General features: G+C 40.7%; 19 protein-coding genes. 13 read left to right on the top strand and 6 right to left on the bottom strand.

The features are described from left to right. Window positions 1–43: 43 nt before the first annotated feature. Window positions 44–2,629, bottom strand: coding sequence for a PBP1A family penicillin-binding protein (locus CXF88_RS13320; protein ID WP_101087313.1), 2,586 nt, complete (start codon window positions 2,627–2,629; stop codon window positions 44–46). Between the two features lie 186 nt (window positions 2,630–2,815). Here CXF88_RS13320 and CXF88_RS13315 point away from each other — a divergent pair, with 186 nt between their 5' ends. From CXF88_RS13315 to CXF88_RS13275, 9 genes are all read left to right on the top strand, one after another. Next, the gene (locus tag CXF88_RS13315; RefSeq protein WP_101087312.1) at window positions 2,816–3,895 is read left to right on the top strand and encodes a pilus assembly protein PilM; all 1,080 of its coding nucleotides are present in this window, start codon (window positions 2,816–2,818) and stop codon (window positions 3,893–3,895) included. Further along, on the top strand, window positions 3,883–4,467 hold the full coding sequence (locus CXF88_RS13310; RefSeq protein ID WP_101087311.1) for a PilN domain-containing protein: 585 nt from the start codon (window positions 3,883–3,885) through the stop codon (window positions 4,465–4,467). Before CXF88_RS13315 ends, CXF88_RS13310 begins: the two co-directional genes overlap by 13 nt. After that, window positions 4,464–5,081, top strand: coding sequence for a type 4a pilus biogenesis protein PilO (locus CXF88_RS13305; RefSeq protein ID WP_101087310.1), 618 nt, complete (start codon window positions 4,464–4,466; stop codon window positions 5,079–5,081). The genes CXF88_RS13310 and CXF88_RS13305 overlap by 4 nt, the downstream gene beginning before the upstream one ends. Next, the gene (locus CXF88_RS13300; protein ID WP_101087309.1) at window positions 5,081–5,599 is read left to right on the top strand and encodes a pilus assembly protein PilP; all 519 of its coding nucleotides are present in this window, start codon (window positions 5,081–5,083) and stop codon (window positions 5,597–5,599) included. Before CXF88_RS13305 ends, CXF88_RS13300 begins: the two co-directional genes overlap by 1 nt. Window positions 5,600–5,620: 21 nt before the next feature. Then, on the top strand, window positions 5,621–7,669 hold the full coding sequence (locus tag CXF88_RS13295; RefSeq protein WP_101087308.1) for a type IV pilus secretin PilQ family protein: 2,049 nt from the start codon (window positions 5,621–5,623) through the stop codon (window positions 7,667–7,669). 447 nt (window positions 7,670–8,116) lie between these two features. Further along, window positions 8,117–8,632, top strand: coding sequence for a shikimate kinase AroK (gene aroK / locus CXF88_RS13290; RefSeq protein WP_011635865.1), 516 nt, complete (start codon window positions 8,117–8,119; stop codon window positions 8,630–8,632). Window positions 8,633–8,640: 8 nt separating this feature from the next. Further along, the gene (gene aroB, locus CXF88_RS13285) at window positions 8,641–9,717 is read left to right on the top strand and encodes a 3-dehydroquinate synthase (protein ID WP_101087307.1); all 1,077 of its coding nucleotides are present in this window, start codon (window positions 8,641–8,643) and stop codon (window positions 9,715–9,717) included. A 50-nt stretch (window positions 9,718–9,767) separates the two neighbouring features. Beyond that, window positions 9,768–11,171, top strand: a complete 1,404-nt coding sequence (locus tag CXF88_RS13280) for an ATP-binding protein (RefSeq protein WP_101087306.1) — start codon at window positions 9,768–9,770, stop codon at window positions 11,169–11,171. A 132-nt stretch (window positions 11,172–11,303) separates the two neighbouring features. Continuing rightward, window positions 11,304–12,140, top strand: coding sequence for a Dam family site-specific DNA-(adenine-N6)-methyltransferase (locus CXF88_RS13275; protein WP_101087305.1), 837 nt, complete (start codon window positions 11,304–11,306; stop codon window positions 12,138–12,140). A 32-nt stretch (window positions 12,141–12,172) separates the two neighbouring features. Here CXF88_RS13275 and CXF88_RS13270 read toward each other — a convergent pair whose 3' ends face one another. Both CXF88_RS13270 and CXF88_RS13265 read right to left on the bottom strand, forming a co-directional pair. After that, complete coding sequence (locus tag CXF88_RS13270; protein ID WP_101087304.1) at window positions 12,173–12,352, bottom strand: DUF2970 domain-containing protein; 180 nt, start codon at window positions 12,350–12,352, stop codon at window positions 12,173–12,175. After that, window positions 12,352–12,729 carry a hypothetical protein gene (locus CXF88_RS13265; RefSeq protein WP_242445156.1) on the bottom strand — a complete coding sequence of 126 codons (378 nt, stop codon included), beginning with the start codon at window positions 12,727–12,729 and terminating at the stop codon, window positions 12,352–12,354. The genes CXF88_RS13270 and CXF88_RS13265 overlap by 1 nt, the downstream gene beginning before the upstream one ends. A 271-nt stretch (window positions 12,730–13,000) precedes the next feature. Here CXF88_RS13265 and rpe point away from each other — a divergent pair, with 271 nt between their 5' ends. Genes rpe through trpS form a run of 3 tightly spaced genes read left to right on the top strand, consistent with a single transcriptional unit; the run spans window position 13,001 to window position 15,431 of the window. Then, on the top strand, window positions 13,001–13,672 hold the full coding sequence (gene rpe / locus CXF88_RS13260; RefSeq protein WP_101087302.1) for a ribulose-phosphate 3-epimerase: 672 nt from the start codon (window positions 13,001–13,003) through the stop codon (window positions 13,670–13,672). Window positions 13,673–13,702: 30 nt separating this feature from the next. Next, window positions 13,703–14,392 carry a phosphoglycolate phosphatase gene (locus CXF88_RS13255; RefSeq protein WP_101087301.1) on the top strand — a complete coding sequence of 230 codons (690 nt, stop codon included), beginning with the start codon at window positions 13,703–13,705 and terminating at the stop codon, window positions 14,390–14,392. 40 nt (window positions 14,393–14,432) lie between these two features. Then, window positions 14,433–15,431 (top strand): tryptophan--tRNA ligase, encoded by a 999-nt coding sequence (gene trpS, locus CXF88_RS13250; RefSeq protein WP_101087300.1) that lies wholly within the window; start codon window positions 14,433–14,435, stop codon window positions 15,429–15,431. 45 nt (window positions 15,432–15,476) lie between these two features. Here the strand turns inward: trpS and CXF88_RS13245 are convergent, their stop codons facing one another. Further along, window positions 15,477–16,346, bottom strand: coding sequence for a LysR substrate-binding domain-containing protein (locus tag CXF88_RS13245; RefSeq protein ID WP_101087299.1), 870 nt, complete (start codon window positions 16,344–16,346; stop codon window positions 15,477–15,479). A gap of 141 nt (window positions 16,347–16,487) precedes the next feature. Between CXF88_RS13245 and CXF88_RS13240 the strand changes: the two genes are divergently transcribed. Continuing rightward, window positions 16,488–17,363: a DMT family transporter gene (locus tag CXF88_RS13240; RefSeq protein ID WP_101087316.1), complete on the top strand. Its 876-nt coding sequence runs from the start codon at window positions 16,488–16,490 to the stop codon at window positions 17,361–17,363. A 36-nt stretch (window positions 17,364–17,399) separates the two neighbouring features. On the opposite strand, the gene CXF88_RS13235 is transcribed toward CXF88_RS13240, so the two are convergent. Together CXF88_RS13235 and CXF88_RS13230 are read right to left on the bottom strand one after the other, a co-directional pair. Then, on the bottom strand, window positions 17,400–17,969 hold the full coding sequence (locus tag CXF88_RS13235) for a BON domain-containing protein (RefSeq protein ID WP_101087298.1): 570 nt from the start codon (window positions 17,967–17,969) through the stop codon (window positions 17,400–17,402). Further along, the gene (locus CXF88_RS13230) at window positions 17,966–18,559 is read right to left on the bottom strand and encodes a phosphoheptose isomerase (RefSeq protein WP_011635877.1); all 594 of its coding nucleotides are present in this window, start codon (window positions 18,557–18,559) and stop codon (window positions 17,966–17,968) included. Before CXF88_RS13230 ends, CXF88_RS13235 begins: the two co-directional genes overlap by 4 nt. Between the last annotated feature and the right edge of the window lie 20 nt (window positions 18,560–18,579).

Raw genomic sequence — 18,579 nt, 5'->3', positions numbered from 1 at the left:
ATTCGACTGAATGGCTTTTTTAATCAATTTATTTTAAACCCTATTATTGAAATAAATCTTCAGCAACATTGTCGATAAAAATATCGCCACTTTGCTGTGTTTCAGTAACATATTCTTTGGGTTCTGTACCTTCAACAAAATACTCAAACTCGGTAGTGTGGTCTGTCTTGCGAGTCAATTTGCCAGTCGCTAAATCAATACGTGCAGATACAATTCCTTTTGGCGGGATAACAGAAGGTTCAGGCGTACCAGACAGGGCCTTATTCATATAGTCATTCCAACCAGGACCAGCGGTTTTAGCACCCGCTTCCGCACCTGATATCTGATCTGGTTCGCCGGTAGCCATCCAGCTTGAGCGCCCTAGCTGACGTCCATGGTCATCAAAACCAACCCAGAATGTTGCTGTAAGTGTAGGGTTAAAACCACTGAACCAAGTGTCTCGAGATTCGTTAGTTGTACCTGTTTTACCCGCAATGTCATGACGCTTAATTAATTTAGATGCACGCCAAGCTGTACCATTCCAACCAGTACCTTTGCTCCAATCGCCGCCGCCCCAAATTACGCTCTTTAGCGCTTCAGTGATCAAAAATGCAGTTTGTTCTGAAACGACTCGCTTAGCAAAGCGAGCTTGTGGATTACTGCAAATGTTTTGTTCAGCGGTAATGGACGTTGCTTCAACTTCTCCATCTAATGTATCTACTGATGCTTCTGGAGTTTGCTGAGAGAATTCTTCAGCCATCGCAGCAAATGGATCTTCAATAACCACATCATCTTCAACAGAGGGGACTGGTTTGCTACATGCAATAGCGGGAATGGTTTGTTCAATCGTGTTGTCGTATGAGTCGGTCACGCGATCGATAAAGTAAGGTTCAACTAAATAACCACCATTTGCAAAGCTATTAAATGCAGTGGCGACCTGTAACGGTGTCACTGAAGGTGAACCCAATGCTAACGATTCATTTCGGGGTAAATCACTCGGATCAAAACCAAACTGTACTAGTTTTTTGATAGTGTCATCTAAGCCTGTGTGGCGCATCGCTCTGACTGACATAACGTTAATAGACTGAGCTAAACCGACACGTAAACGTGTTGGACCACCGTAAATGTCTGGTGAGTTTTTAGGACGCCACGCAGTGCCCTGACGGGTATCTGGTTTGTTAATCGGAGCGTTATTGATGAGCGTAGCCAGTGTGTAACCTTTTTCTAACGCAGCAGCATAAATAAAAGGTTTAATATTGGAACCTAATTGGCGTTTAGCTTGAGTCACTCGGTTGAATTGACTTTGACTAAAGCTAAATCCACCGACGAGGGTTTTAATCGCACCGTCATGAGGTTCAAGTGACACTGTCGCACTAGAGACTTGTGGTATTTGAGACAATTGCCAATACTTACCATTATGACGGATCCACACTTGTTGACCAGCGGTCAAAATATCACTGGCTTGTTTTGGTGGTAAGCTTTGGCGTTTATCGCTTATAAACTTACGCGCCCATTTTAGGCCTTTCCATTCAAGTGTAATCAGTTCGCCCTTGTCATCCATTACCTGTGCTTGTTGATCTTGAACGCTTATAACTGCAGCGGGCATAATGCCCTGCATTGAGTCGGTGCGTTTTAACGTAGCGACAATCTCATCATGGTCGAGCGGAGTATCAGTCCATAATTCAGTCACAGGACCACGGAATCCATGGCGTTGATCATAAGCAAAAACGTTATCTCTTAATGATTCCTGCGCCATCAATTGGAGTTCGGATGATATCGTGGTGTAGACATTGTAGCCGTTGGTATAGGCTGCTTCTTCACCGTATTTCTGGATCATGTAATCACGCGCCATTTCTGAAACATACGGAGCGTATAAATCAATTTCAGCACCATGGTATTTCGCGGTCGATGGGCTACTGATCGCCTCTTGATATTCTGCTTGAGTAATATTGCGTTTCTCTAGCATACGACTCAATACCCAATTACGACGAGATATCGCACGTGATTGGTTTCTAATTGGATTAGCTGCAGATGGAGCTTGTGGTAGGCCTGCTATCATTGCCATTTCTGGTAGTGTCAATTGGCTCAGTTCTTTACCATAATAGACTTGAGCAGCAGCACCAACACCATAAGCGCGGTTACCTAGGAATGAACGATTTAAATAAAGAGCTAAAATTTCTTTTTTCGATAACGCCTTTTCAATTTTCAATGCAAGGAAGATTTCTTTTACTTTACGAATGTATGTTTTTTCGTTAGATAAGAAAAATCCTCGGGCAACCTGTTGTGTAATCGTACTTGCACCTTGGCTTTTCTTACCTGTTGTTATTAATATGATTGCCGCGCGGATAATACCAATCGGATCAATACCATTATGTTCAAAAAAGCGCGCATCTTCAGTGTCGAGTACGGCATTAATTAACTGAAAGGGCACTTCTTCATACTCGACAGGTATGCGACGTTTCTCACCAAATTGAGAAATCAGTTTGCCATCGCGGCTGTAAATACGCAGCGGAGTTTGTAATTGGACCGTCTTTAGCGAATTAACATCGGGTAAGTCAGGTAGCACATAAAAGTAAGCGGCAGCTATAGCAGCAATGCCAAGTAGTGATAGGCTAAAAAATGCAATTAATAAACGTTTAAACCACTTCACTCAATAATTCCAGATAAATCAAAAATAGTAGCGGTAGTATATAAGCGGGAGAGTTTTTGGTGAAGTAAAACATGAAATAACTAAATATAATTTGTAAAATGCTGAAACATTTTATACAAATACTTATAACGAGTTGATTATGTGCTAATCTCTTAGAAAATAATAATAGAATTGTGATGACGGACTATGCTTTCTAAATTGTGGAAGCGTCAAGCACCTCAGATGGTTGGGATTGATATTGGGTCTCATGAAATAAAAGCCATTTTGTTGAGCAAGACTGCGGATGGATATAAAATTCAAAATCATGCGTCAGTTCCTGTTAGAAAGGGAGCTGTGGTCGATCATGATATTCGTGATACTGAAGCGGTAATTGAGTCGCTAAGACAGATTCGACGGGGTTTACCTAAATCCCTAAAGTTTGCAGCTGTCGCGGTTTCTGGCTCTGCCGTTATGACTAAAGTCATTTATATGGATGCAGCGTTAAATGAAGAGGAGATGGAAGCTCAAATTGAAATTGAAGCTGACAATCTTATTCCTTATTCACTTGATGAAGTCAGCATCGATTTTGAAAGGCTTAACCCGAATATTACCGACCCAACCAAAGTTAACGTATTACTGAGCGCATGCCGTACAGAAAATATTGATTCACGTGTAGACTCTTTGGATGCCATTGAACTAGACGTTAAAGTTGTTGATGTGGAAGCTTATGCACTTGGACGCTCTGCAGAATTAATTTATGGTCAGTTACCTGATGGCGCTAAAGATAAATCAATCGCCATGGTTGATATCGGCGCCAATATGACCACATTCTCTGTGGTTGAAAATGGTGACACGACGTTTATACGTGAGCAAGCTTTTGGCGGTGAGTTATTCACTCAGTCAATTGTGTCATTTTATGGGATGCCCCATGATGAGGCTGAACGCGCTAAGATTACTGGACAATTACCGCGTAATTATATGTTCGAAGTTTTATCTCCGTTTCAAATGCAATTGTTACAACAAATTAAACGAACTTTACAAATATATTGTACTGCCAGTGGACGTGAAAAAGTTGACTATATCGTTTTGTGTGGTGGTACAGCTAAGCTAGAAGGAATGGTTGAATTACTAACTAATGAGTTAGGCACTCATACCATAGTTGCAGATCCTTTTCAGGGGTGTTTGCATGCAGATGATGTGATGAAAAGTCAACTTCAACCTAATATGAGTAAATATATGGTGGCATGTGGTCTTGCGCTAAGGAGTTATGCTCAATGGCGAACATAAACTTATTACCTTGGCGTGAAGAAGCTAGAGAGAAGCAAAAACGCGATTTTATCGGTATTTTAGCGTTAGTTTTTTTAGTGACATCACTTGTAGTATATTTATTTTTGGGTTTTCTAGAGGTTGTCACTGAAGATCAGCGTCAGCGTAATGCATATTTAGTATCAGAAATTACCTTACTTGATACCCAAATAGCAGAAATTAGAAAAATTACCGAACGTAAAAAAGATATTGAACGTCGAACTGAAATTATTCTCAACTTACAGCAGTCGCGTAATTTACCTACTCATGTTTTAGATGAATTAGTCCGAATAGTGCCACCGGGTATTTATCTTTCAAGTATAGAGAAAAAAGGTAGCGTGTTATTAATCGAAGGACGAAGCGAATCAAATAATAACGTCGCGAATATGATGAGAAAAGTTAAAACATCTTCTTATCTTAACGATCCGAGTATGCAATCGATTGTGACGCAAAATGAAGAATTAAGACAGTTACAGCGGTTTAAATTACGTGTCACTATCCGTGATGATTCACAAGTCACTAATGTTGATCCGAACCAAGGAGCGAGAAAATGAATCTCGACCTAGATCAATTTAACGATATCGATTTTGAAAATATTGGTGGTTGGCCCAAGCTGGTAAAAATTGTCTTTGCTGCATTTTTATCTGTGTGTGTTATCGGTGCTAGTTATTATTTGTTTATTTCAGATTCGATCGATCAAATGGAAGCTGAACAGCAAAAAGAAATTCAACTTCGTGAAGATTTTGAAACTAAATATCGTTTAGCAGCTAATCTTAAGCTATACCGTGAACAATTAGACGTGATGGAGGTGCAGTTTGCCGAATTGCTTAAAATGCTACCATCCGAAAATGAAATGCCAGGTTTATTAGATGATTTAACATTTGTTGCAACTGATGCTGGCCTCAGAATTAATAGCCTAGATTGGGATGATGAAATTGAACGTGATTTCTATATTGAATTTCCGATAAAGATGTCAGTAGTAGGTGATTATCATCAAATGGGTAATATGGTCAGTGGTGTTGCCAAATTACCTCGAATTGTCAGTTTGCATGATTTTACTATCAAGCAGAACGATGCCGGTGGATTATCAATGGATATTCTCGCCAAAACGTATCGTTTTAAAGAAGGGGCTGAATTAACGAAACAGGCCGATAAGGGGCAGAAATAATGAAATTTTTGCCTTTATTGTTATCAATGGTGTTTTTATTGAGTGGTTGTATTGGCGAACGCAGCGATTTAGAGCTATTTGTTACTACTACAAAGGCGCAACACGTTGCCCGTATACCACCATTAAAGCAAACACCGAAGTTTGAACATTTTGCTTATCAAGCTGAATTAATGCGCAGTCCTTTTGTTCCACCATCAAGGGAATTGACAGAAGAGGTGATTGATACATCTAGAGATTGTTTACAACCAGACTTGAAACGTCGCAAAGGTCGCTTAGAAACTTATGCATTAGACAATTTAAGAATGCGCGGAACATTGAGTGAAGAGAGTACTATTTGGGCTTTAGTCGAATCTAGTGATGCCAATGTTTATCGCATGGGTGTAGGTGAGTATTTAGGGCTTTATCATGGCCGAATTGCTAAAGTAACGCCGCAATTTATCGAAATTATAGAATTAATCCCTGATGGTTCAGGTTGTTGGGCAGAAAGATCCAGCAATTTAGAATTATCAGGAAAATAACGTGCGAAGGATGAGAGAATAATGGAATCTTCTGCCGCGATAAAAAAAGCAATAACAAAGTTATTATTTTTTAGAGCGTTTTTAGGCGCAGTATTATTAATGGGTTTAATACCTAGTGCGATAGCTGCTAATCGTCTTATGGACGTCAAATATCATTCAATGGTTGATCACCAATTAGAATTAGAGTTAATTTTTGAATCATCAATAGTGTCACCGTCTGTGGATTTATCTGCAGACCCAGCAGAAATTATGTTGAATTTCTCAGACACTATTTCTAATTTAAATAAAAGTAAAATTCCGATAAACGCTGTTGGTGTAATAGAGTTAACTACACAACAACAAGGTGGCGATTTACAAATCATTGTTGCAATGTCTAACGTAAAACCATATCAAGGTAAAATTGTTGGTAATAGTTATAGATTAACTATTAATGATGATGTGTCTGGTCCGGTAGAAGCAAACAATCCATTTGTTAATGGTATTAGTAGTATTGATTTTCGCCGCAATAAAACCGGCGGTGGAGAAATATTATTCAATCTTAGCAATCGTTCTGTAGCGGCGAATGTAGAACAAGTTGGTTCAAAGCTTGAAATAAAACTTTATAACACCGATATTGGCAATGACTTACTTTACGTTATGGATGTACAAGACTTTGCTACACCGGTAAATAGTTTTGAAACATTTAAAGATGATTTAACTGCCCGTATTTTGGTGGATGTTGATGGCAACTATGATTATAACTACCGCCAAGATGGCAATGTGTTTAAAGTTAGCGTCGATAAAGTTGAGCGTGTCTCTGTCGCTAAAGAGGCAAAGAAATATAATGGTCGTTCATTATCACTAAACTTCCAAAATATTTCAGTGCGTACTGTGTTGCAAATTATTGCTGATTATAACAACTTTAACCTAGTGACCAGCGATACCGTTGAAGGTGAGATTACCTTACGTTTAGATGATGTGCCTTGGGATCAAGCTTTAGATCTTATATTGCAAACTAAAGGTCTCGACAAGCGTATTGAAGGCAATATTTTAATGGTGGCACCGAGTGAAGAGCTTGCCATTCGCGAAAGTAACGATCTGAAGAATCGCCAAGAAGTAAAAGAGTTAGCACCACTATATTCTGAATACTTACAAATAAACTATGCTAAAGCGATCGATATTGCCGAGTTACTTAAAACTACGGATTCAACGTTATTATCATCTCGTGGTAGTGTTGCTGTTGATGAACGTACAAATACGTTACTGGTAAAAGATACGGCTGAGATTTTAGAAAACGTACACCGCTTAATAGAAGTATTAGACATTCCTATTAAACAAGTGCTAATCGAAGCGCGTATGGTGACAGTGAAAGACGACGTATCTGAAGATCTCGGGATTCGCTGGGGCATAACCGATCAACAAGGTTCTAAGGGCACATCTGGCACCATTGGAGGAGCAACGAGTATTGCTAACGGTACTATTCCAAGCATTGACGATCGCCTCAATGTTAATTTACCGGCAGCAGCAAGCTCGGCGACCAGTATCGCTTTCCATGTGGCTAAATTGGCAGACGGTACAGTACTCGATTTAGAATTAAGTGCATTAGAGCAAGAAAACAAAGGTGAGATCATTGCCAGCCCACGTATTACCACATCTAACCAGAAGTCGGCATACATTGAGCAAGGTGTTGAAATCCCATACGTTGAGTCAGCATCAAGCGGCGCAACAACAGTTAGTTTTAAGAAAGCTGTGTTATCATTACGTGTAACGCCCCAAATCACGCCAGATGATCGAGTGATTCTTGATTTGGAAATAACTCAAGATTCACAAGGGCAAACAGTCGCTACAGCGGTTGGTGAAGCGGTTGCGATTGATACTCAGCGTATTGGTACTCAGGTACTCGTAGATAATGGCGAAACGATTGTGTTAGGTGGTATTTACCAACAGAATCTCATTAGCCGAGTAAGCAAAGTTCCGGTTCTGGGTGATATTCCGTTAGTTGGCTTCTTATTTAGAAATTCAACCGACACAAATGAGCGCCAAGAGCTATTAATTTTTGTAACCCCTAAGATTGTTGCTGACAAACGTTAATTTTTTTACACGCTATAGCAATAATAAAAAGCCAGCTACTTAATTGCTGGCTTTTTTATGACAGTGATTTATGGGGGAGTAATGGCTAAATGCGTTAAATAGCGCATCACTAAACGTTACTCCAATCGAACAAATTATCGTTTTAGTGGTAATCATGGCAACTTCCTTAAAGTTTTAAGGTATTAACTTTAATTAGATAGTGCAGTGCTAATCGGCCTATAGTCTTTGTATTAACAAAGACTTAATCGAAAACATTATCTTTTATTTGAGGTTTTAAACATCAGTGACATAATAAAATCATGATAAATAGCTGTGATGACTTGCAAGCGGTAGCCCTTAACTGAGATAATCCTCCGTCAAGTCTCATTAGAGCAAGGTTAAATTATAGGTCGGCTTGAGTTTAAGTCGATAAGGCATTCTTTCATATAAGATTCAGACGTATACGAAATGGCTGAAAAACGCAATATTTTTCTGGTAGGCCCTATGGGCGCAGGTAAAAGCACAATTGGTCGCCATCTGGCGCAAATGCTGCATTTAGATTTCCACGATTCAGATCATGAGATTGAACAACGTACCGGTGCAGATATTGCCTGGGTGTTTGACGTCGAAGGTGAGGAAGGCTTCCGTAGACGTGAAGCTCAAGTCATCGGTGATCTTTCAGAAAGGCAAGGTATCGTTCTCGCGACAGGTGGTGGTTCTGTTCAGAGTAAAGATATCCGCAACTATCTTTCTGCTCGAGGTATAGTGGTTTACTTAGAAACAACTATCGACAAACAAGTCGCGCGCACGCAGCGTGATAAGCGTCGCCCGTTGTTACAAGTAGATGATCCACGTGAAGTGCTTGAAAGCTTAGCGGAAATTCGCAACCCTCTATATGAGGAAATTGCGGATGTTATCGTTAAGACTGATGAGCAAAGCGCGAAAATCGTCGCAAACCAAATTATCGAGCAACTTGGCTTTTAGGTAACAACATGCAACAGATTCAGGTTCAATTAGGTGATAGAAGTTACCCCATTTATATTGGCCAGGATTTGATGAATGATAGCGGGCTATTTGCTCGCTACCTAACAAACAAAAAAGCCTTAATTGTTTCAAATGACACCATTGCTCCGTTGTATCTTCAACAGATACAACAAGCGATGAGCGCTTGCGCGCGCATTGAAACGGTTATTTTGCCGGATGGCGAAAAATTTAAAGATTTACAACATCTAGATTATATTTTTACCGAATTACTTGAGCATAACTTTGCCCGAGACTCGGTATTAGTCGCACTAGGTGGTGGTGTTGTTGGTGATATGACTGGTTTCGCGGCTGCGTGTTATCAGCGTGGAATTGAGTTTATTCAAGTGCCAACTACATTACTGTCCCAAGTTGATTCTTCAGTTGGTGGTAAAACGGCTGTTAATCATCCTCTTGGGAAAAATATGATTGGTGCATTTTATCAGCCTAAATCAGTGATTATCGATACGCTTTGCTTACAGACATTACCCGCAAATGAGTTTGCTGCAGGTATGGCTGAAGTGATTAAGTACGGTATTATTTGGGATGCTGACTTTTTCCAGTGGCTTGAAGCAAATGTAGATGCGTTAAAATCGCTTCAAACTGACGCGTTAAATTATGCCATCGCTAAATGTTGTCAGATTAAAGCAGATGTTGTCGCACAAGATGAAACTGAACAAGGTGTAAGAGCGTTATTAAACCTTGGGCATACCTTCGGGCACGCTATCGAAGCTGAAATGGGCTACGGTGTTTGGTTACATGGCGAAGCTGTCTCTGCTGGTACCGTTTTAGCGGCTCAAACAGCATGTAAGCTCAATCTATTAGATGAGCAAAGTGTCGAGCGTATTTGCCGATTGATGCAAGCGTTTGATTTACCTATAACGGCTCCAGAGTCGATGGGTTTTGAACAGTTTATCAAGCATATGCGTCGAGATAAAAAAGTATTAGGTGGTAAAATCCGCTTGGTATTACCTACAGAAATAGGCAAAGCTGATGTCTTTAGTGATGTGAGTGAAGACTTATTGAAACAGGTTATTAGCTGCGTATAAATTATTCCGCATATAACTATGCTAGCTATAAATTATAGTGTGGTGAATCATTGACGACTCCAGGACTATTGTTACTCCCTACCCAAGAAGCGCTCATTCAGCGTTTACAGCATATTGCTAGTTATAGCGAACAGTTGTTGGTTATTTGTGGTGATAACGGTTCAGGTAAGTCGACACTGACGGCTGCATTAGCCAGTGAGCTAGATGACTACAATTCAGCATTGATCATTTGTCCTCAACACGCTGATAGCGCTGAAATTCGTCGAAAAATTCTGGTTCAATTAATCTCCGCGCCAATTTTTGATGATGAACGTCCTTTGATGGACACCGTACTGAGAATCCAATCTAGTTTAAAAAAACCATTACATATCATCATCGATGATGCCGATTTATTGCCTAAAGATATTTGGGCTGAGTGTATTCTGCTGAGCCAAATTCATTGTGCAGGTAAACCTGTTGCAGTTACAGTGACCGTTACCCCCAGTTTTTGGCATACCTTAGTAGCTGAATTAACTGATGATATTCGTGCTAGATTACTGCCTGTGACTATTGAACCTTTATCGGTACCCGAGCGCGATGGCCTCTATCAAAGTTTATTATTGCGGAGTCGGCAAACACCGTTTATTCCACGTGAAATTATCCATAAGCAATTAGAGAAGCAGCAGGGGACGCCAGCTGAAGTGGTTCAATTATTAGCGTTAGCATTAGAAGAGCCACAAACAGAGCAATCATCTTGGTCTCTGTCAGTTAAAATGATGATAGCTTTTATCACAATATTGGCTGGTGTGTCGCTTTGGTGGGGCATAAGTACACAATTACCTCCTCCTATTTCGGCATCATTGTCGCCAGTATTAACAGCAGAGCAATCCGCTGTGCGTGTTAAAGCAGCTCAATATGTCATTGGTTATGCCGACAGTTCATTAAGCGCTTATTTTGCCCATAGGCAATTGGCCTTAACTAAGTCGAGAGCCAATGAACAAGCGCACTTGATCATTGAGCAGCAAATCATTGCTGACAGTTCGCTAGTAGAGGAAGGTGAGACTAACCTCATAGAAAATATTCCTGCAGATAATCATACTGACATAGTGGTTAATTCATCATTAAAAGGCTTATCTTTCCAAGGTAAGTTACCCAAAGCGCAAGTTAATACGGTAAGTAAGCCGAATGATATTGTTGAGCGAGATAATACCCCGAATTTAAAAGTGAAAGGTTTTACGCTGCAACTTGCCAGTGTGAATGACAAAGATTCACTTACACCGATTTTAGTTAAACTGGCAAAAGAGCCGCAAGTTTACATAATGAGTTACAAACAACGCCACGTTATATTGCTGGGTGATTTTGAAACCGCATCGGCAGCCTCCGCAAAAGCTAAAAGCCTTCAGAAACAATATGGATTAGCGGCTCCCTGGGTAAGAAAGTGGGCTGACTTAAGTGATTATAAGCGACAAGATTAACAATCTTCATATTCTGCAGCATCCAAGTCAATAGGATGAAAAATCAACGAATAAATCTGCTTTATCCGATGATAATTGTCGTTAAACAGAGTACAATCATCAGCTTTAATTTTGCTGGCATAATTCCTATTCATGATAAAAAAGCATAGAGCCTTTCTAAAGTGGGCAGGCGGTAAATATAAGCTCGTTGATGAGCTAGCAAAACACCTTCCAGCTGGAAATAGACTGATTGAGCCTTTCGTTGGGGCAGGTTCTGTATTCCTCAATACACAGTTTGATGATTATTTATTGTGTGACATCAACCAAGACCTAATCAATTTATACCAAATTGTTCAGCAACAGCCAGATAAATATATTCAAGCGGCAAAGGCCATGTTTGTCGATCATATGAATGACAAAGATGCTTATTACCGTATTCGTGCTGAATTTAATCTCTGTAGCGATCCTTTCATTCGTTCGGTATATTTTCTGTATATGAATCGCCATGGTTTTAATGGCTTATGTCGATATAATCGCAAAGGTGGTTTTAACGTGCCGTTTGGTTCGTACAAAAAGCCTTATTTTCCAGAAACTGAAATTCGTTATTTTTCATTAAAAGCGCAAAAAGCGACCTTTAAATGTATCAGTTACGAACAAGCCTTTGATATGGCGAACAGCGGTGACGTTATTTATTGTGATCCGCCTTATGCGCCGTTATCAACTACAGCCAGTTTCACCACTTATGCAGGTCCGGGTTTTAGCTTAGATGATCAAGCATTACTTGCTCGTCATTCACGGCTTATTGCTCATGAGAGAAATATTCCGGTATTGATCAGTAATCATGATATTCCGTTAACGCGAGAATTATATCGTGGTGCATCTTGTTCAACGATTTCGGTACAGCGTAATATTAGCCCTAAAGGCGGTTCACGCAATAAAGTGGATGAAATTATGGCGCTATATGATCATCATTATCGTGAAGAAGAGTAATGCTGCAAAGAGCGGATAACGAAAGCTATCCGTTAACTTAATACTTGGTTTACGATGAGTATTAGGGAAATGACTAAGGCAATGGCTAAGATAATGCCCATAATGATAAACGGTAATGGGGATTGATTTTGAAAATCTTTTTGGCGATTTTTTTCTGTCTGCACGCCAAAAAAGGCCGCTACAGTGCTGCTAAATACCCGCCAAATAGACATTAACGCGATATCTGAGTTGGGTTGCCTGAGGTTGGCATGTCATTCAAAGGTTTGTCTTTGTGACCGTGGATTAACTCAAGTAAATCAATAAAGTGAAACTGGCTTGAACGGCTATTACCCGTAATCCAATTACCCCAACTGACATCATTCGACTGCTCTGCACAACGATTTGTAGGGTGACTACTGGGTAAACTTGCATTGTAGTTGGTGGTGCTGTTGCAGACACAGGCCTTACTATTGGCCGAATTACTTTCGTTGGCCATCAATACTTGGCTTAACAATAACGCCAATGCAGACGTAGCAAATACAGCAAAAACCGGTGCTGACAATAATTTGCCATCACGACCAGAAAACTTGCGTAATAATTGCTTTACCATAAAGGGTGCCCTATCCATGGTGTAAACTCGATTGATGCTACAACAGGTATTAAATATTCAGTTGGACCACTAAGATAACAACTTTTTACATTATAGCAAAATAGCTTAGTTATTGAACACTGGTTTCTGTATAAAAAATAGTAAATCCGACTTATGGTCTAGTTTTTAACTAAATTCTATTGAGGATAGTGGTTATTTCCCTTGTTAGACTAGAGGCTTGCGGCTGCAAAGGGTAAAATGTCGTCACTTTGATCTGCCAATAGAGAAGATTATGCGCCCATTTTTAATTGCACCATCGATTTTGTCTGCTGATTTCGCCCGTTTAGGTGACGATGTTAAAGCCGTATTAGATGCGGGTTCAGATGTTGTTCATTTCGACGTTATGGACAATCACTATGTACCAAATTTAACAATAGGCCCAATGGTATGCACGGCGTTGCGTAATTACGGGATCACCGCTGATATTGATGTACATTTAATGGTTAAACCCGTTGATCGCATTATTCCTGATTTTGCCAAAGCCGGTGCTTCAATTATCACTTTTCATCCAGAAGCTTCAGAACATGTTGATCGCACACTGCAGTTGATTAAAGAATCTGGCTGTAAGGCTGGATTAGTCTTTAATCCTGGCACACCACTGCATTATTTAGATCATGTAATGGACAAGCTCGATGTTATTTTATTGATGTCAGTTAATCCTGGTTTTGGTGGTCAGTCATTTATTCCACATACGCTAGAAAAGCTTCGCCAAGTTCGCGCGCTTATTGATGCCAGTGGTTTTGATATTCGCTTACAAGTGGATGGTGGCGTTAAGGTCGATAATATTGCTGAAATAGCGGCCGCGGGTGCAGATATGTTTGTAGCTGGTTCGGCAATTTTCAATCAACCTGATTATAAAGTGGTGATTGATCAAATGCGTGCCGAACTCGCTTCGATATCATAATTTCTTTATCCATATCCAGTGGGACTTTACATGATGCAATGGTCAAATATTCGCGCAATCGCTTTTGATTTAGATGGTACGTTAATCGACAGTGTGCCTGATTTGGCAGCGGCCACAAACGCCACATTAGCACAGAACCAATACCAACCAGTGACTGAAGCATTGGTTCGCAGCTGGGTAGGTAATGGTGCTCAAGTATTAATGCAACGTGCGTTAAGTTATGTGTCTGCTATGCCAGAAGATGCTCCTAGTCTGCAGGTAATACTTGAGCAAATTATGCCGCAATTTATGCATCATTATGGTGAACACTTACAAAAACATAGTCGTTTATATCCGGGAGTTGTCGACACGTTACAGCAGTTAAAACAAGCAGGTTTTAAACTGGCTATCGTTACCAATAAACCATATCGTTTTACAGTGCCGTTACTAACAGCTTTTGGTCTTGATGACCTATTTTCTGAAGTTCTCGGTGGTGATTCATTGGCCAAAATGAAGCCAGACCCAATGCCATTACAACATTTGCTTAAACAATGGCAGTTGGATGAATCGCAATTACTGATGATAGGTGATTCAAAGAATGATATTTTAGCGGCTAAAGCTGCGAATGTTATGTCTATTGGCTTGACCTACGGATACAACTACGGCGAAGATATCGGTCTTAGCAGCCCGCATGCAATATGCGAAAACTTTGCTGATATAGAGCAATACTTACTTTCATAATAATTTGAATTTTATATAGATAATCTGGAGCAATAAACACATGACCAAACCCATAGTTCTTAGCGGTGCGCAGCCATCAGGCGAATTAACCATAGGTAATTATATGGGCGCACTTCGTCAATGGGTTGCCATGCAAGATAGCCATGATTGCCTATATTGTGTTGTTGATTTACATGCCATTACCGTGCGCCAAGATCCTAAAGCACTGCGTGAAGCGTGTTTAGATACGCTAGCGTTATACCTTGCTTGCGGTGTTGACCCTAAAAAAAGCACCGTGTTTATTCAGTCGCAAGTACCGCAGCATACTCAACTCGGATGGGTATTAAACTGTTACACCCAAATGGGTGAGTTAAACCGCATGACCCAGTTTAAAGATAAATCGTTAAAGCATGCCAATAACATTAACGTTGGCTTATACGGTTATCCTGTTCTAATGGCTGCAGATATTTTGCTTTATCAAGCCAATGAGATCCCTGTTGGGCAAGACCAAAAGCAACATTTAGAACTCACCCGCGATATCGCAACTCGTTTTAACAATGCTTACGGCGACACGTTTACTATCCCAGAACCGTTTATTCCTGAACACGGCGCTAAGGTCATGTCATTGCAGGACCCGCTTAAGAAAATGTCTAAGTCTGACGATAATCGTAATAACGTCATTGGTTTACTTGAAGATCCTAAAGCGATTTTAAAGAAAGTGAAAAAAGCCATGACCGACAGCGAAGAGCCACCAGTAGTGCGTTTTGATATGGAACAAAAGCCAGGTGTGTCGAATCTACTCAGCTTAATGTCAGGTTGTACTGGTCAGTCGATTGCGTCTTTAGAAGCAGAGTTTGAAGGCAAAATGTACGGTCATTTAAAAGTGGCTACTGGTGAAGCTGTCGTAGGAATGCTTGAGCCATTACAAGCTCGCTTTAAAGAGTACCGCGCCGATAATGCATATCTAAGCCAAGTGATGGCGGAAGGTGCTGAAAAAGCTCAAGCTCGTGCAGAAGTCACCATTAAAAAAGTGTACGAAAAAATTGGTCTTATTGTGTAAGTATTATTTCAGCTAATGTTATCTATAAGCCAGCAACGTGCTGGCTTATTTTTTGGTTAACCATTGCACGAATGCAGCGATAGCGGGCTCCTTTAAACGTCGCTGTTTACAACTAAAATTGAATTCAAATCCAGTCAACATAGCGGGTAAATCAAGTGCGACTAATGCTCCCTTACTAATATCCCGTTCTACCATAAAATCTGATGCCAGCGCGATCCCCTGACCTGCAATTGCCGCTTCAATAGCTAACAACACATGGCTAAATACATGCTGTTGTTGCGTAGCCGCTATGCTGATGCTGTTAACCTTTAACCAACGCTCCCAATCAAAGCCAATTGGCCCTTCATCTACAGTGAGTAATGCATGTTGCCGTAATACACTCAGCGCCGAGTGGTCGGTATTTAATAGCCCCGGGCAGATCACTGGGATCAGTCTCTCTTGGTGTAACATGCGATGCACATAACCCGGTTGTCCACTTTGACCAGTAATAAACATATCAGCAACACTATCACTCATCAGCGGGTCATCGGTGATCATATCCAGGCGAATTTTAATCTGTGGATGTAAGCGATGGAAATCGCTTAAGCGAGGAATCAGCCACTTAATGGCAAATGAACTGTATACCGCTAAGCGGAGCTGATCATTACAATCGCCAGTGATTTGCATGCTTAAATCATTCAACTCATTAAATATTCGCTCCAGTTCATGGTAAAGCACATTGCCTTTACTGGTTAAGCAGAGCTGCCTACCTTCGCGGATAAATAATCGTTCGCCAAAATGCGCTTCAAGCAGTCTTACTTGGTGCGATACCGCACTTTGAGTAATGCACAGTTCAGTTGCCGCCCGAGAAAAGTGAGCATGCCTTGCGGCCGCTTCAAAAATTTGTAGTGCCCGCAATGGCGGCAGTTTGCGCATATACACCTCAAATATGAATTTATTTTATTGAAATTTATGAGGTATGAATTTAACTCATGAATGGATTAAAAACATCATTATTCGTTATTAATTGATAACTATATGATGCAGCCAATTATTGGTCCTAAGGTTGTAAGTGTAATGAAATCCACAATAGCGATTGGCATGATGTTATTAGTTGTCGGTAACCTTTTTAGTGCTATGTATGATGTGTCTATAAAATGGCTTCCAGAGGGCAGTAGCGCTGCAACATTTCTGTTAATCAGGCAGTTAACATCAGTATTAATGTTACTGCCATTGTGGTTTGCAGCTAAAAAACCAATCAGTCGCCATATAAAGGTGCACTTAGTGCGAGCTAATACTGGCGCTATTGGAGCTGTATGCTTAATTATGGGGTTAATTGCGCTACCTATCGCCACTGTAAGCTCGTTGTTTTATTCGGCGCCATTAATGATTGTATTAATGGGATTTCTATTTTTAAAAGAGAGCGTCACCGCTGCACATTGGCTGGCAGCTATTTTGGGATTTCTGGGCATCATTATTTTGCTACGACCAAGTGAAATTAACTGGTTTGGAATTGCAGTACTCATCTCTGCATTTATGTTTGCGATAAACCAGTTGGCATTGCGCAAACTCCCCAGTACAGAAAGCCCAGTTGTAACGTTAATGCTATATAACTTACTCAGTATTCCTTTGGTGTTGGTCATGGCATTGGTGCAAGGCATAGAGGCAATCAGTGGGTCTTTAGTGGCTATTGCGGTGTCGAGTAATGTGTTTTTATTGGCGTATCAGTGGTTTTGCGCGTTGGCTTATCGCCAAGCACAAGCCAGTCAAATTGTGGTGGCTGAATACACAGGACTATTATTTTGTGTCTTTTTTGGTTGGTTGTTTTTTGATGAATGGCTTGATGGTTTAAGTTGGGTTGGGGCTGGGTTTATTGTGTTGCCGTCGCTGATTATCCCGTGGATACAAGCCAAAAGATCCCAAAAAAAATTCATCGAGCAAAATGCAGGATGAATTTCTAAATCGCGATAATAAAAATGTACTGCAGGATTAAGATTCAGTGTATTCAAAAACCTTAATCACTTTGCGAACGCCTGCAGTATTTCGCGCGATATCAACGGCCAAATCAGCTTGCTTGCGGTCAATTAACCCAAGTAAGAAGACTTCGCCGTTTTCGGTAATCACTTTCACTCGAGTAATATCGAGCGATTTTTCATTTAACATGCGGCCTTTGACTTTGGTTGTTACCCAAGTGTCGTTGCTGCGAGTGGTAAATGACGTTGGCGTGCCAATACGAATTTGATTATGTATTTTGCCGCCAATTTGTAAATCTTGCACCACTTTAATCGCTTTATCACGCAGCATTGAGTTAGGTGCTTGACCTATCATCAATACATTGTTGTTCATCACAACCGCGGCGATATTGGTTTGATTATTAAGGTCATCATGTTTTGATAGCGCGCTAGCAATAACAAAGTCTGCATTAGTATCGCTGATTTGAGTGCCCATGCTGCGCTCATCATTAACCATCTTGGCACCGCTAACGGCACCAACCATGACTGCACCAGCACACCCCTGCAGCATCGCCAGGACTGAGATGATGAGTAACCTTTTTATCATGCTTGTTCATCCTGTGGGAACAAGGTGCGGTCGATGTTATCGCATAAACAGTGAATAACCAGTAAGTGAACTTCTTGAATACGTGCAGTAACATTTGACGGTACGCGGATTTCGACATCTCCTGCGCTCATCAAGCCCGCCATTGCGCCGCCATCTTTACCGGTTAGTGCAACAATAGTCATGTCGCGGCTTAACGCTGCTTCCATGGCTTTAATAATGTTGCCAGAGTTACCACTGGTTGAAATAGCCAATAAAATGTCGCCTGGTTGACCCAGTGCAAAAATCTGCTTCGAGAAGATTTCATCGTAGCTATAATCGTTGGCGATAGCAGTAATCGTTGAAGTGTCACAGCTTAATGCAATAGCAGGCAGCGGTGGACGTTCAATTTCATAACGGTTTAATAATTCAGCAGAGAAGTGTTGAGCATCGCCAGCACTGCCGCCATTACCACATGACAGAATTTTATTACCGCCAAGTAGACATTGCACCATCATCTCTGCAGCTTTTTCAATAGACTCAGGTAATGCTTCAGCAGCATCAATTTTAGTCTGAATCGATTCGGTGAAACTATCTCTAATACGTTCTAACATGCAACAATCCTTACGCTAAA

It is taken from the genome of Shewanella sp. ALD9 (genome assembly GCF_002836315.1).
Classification (GTDB): domain Bacteria; phylum Pseudomonadota; class Gammaproteobacteria; order Enterobacterales; family Shewanellaceae; genus Shewanella.
The sequence above is the reverse complement of the archived record's forward strand: the minus strand, read 5'-3'. Positions and strand labels throughout refer to the sequence as shown.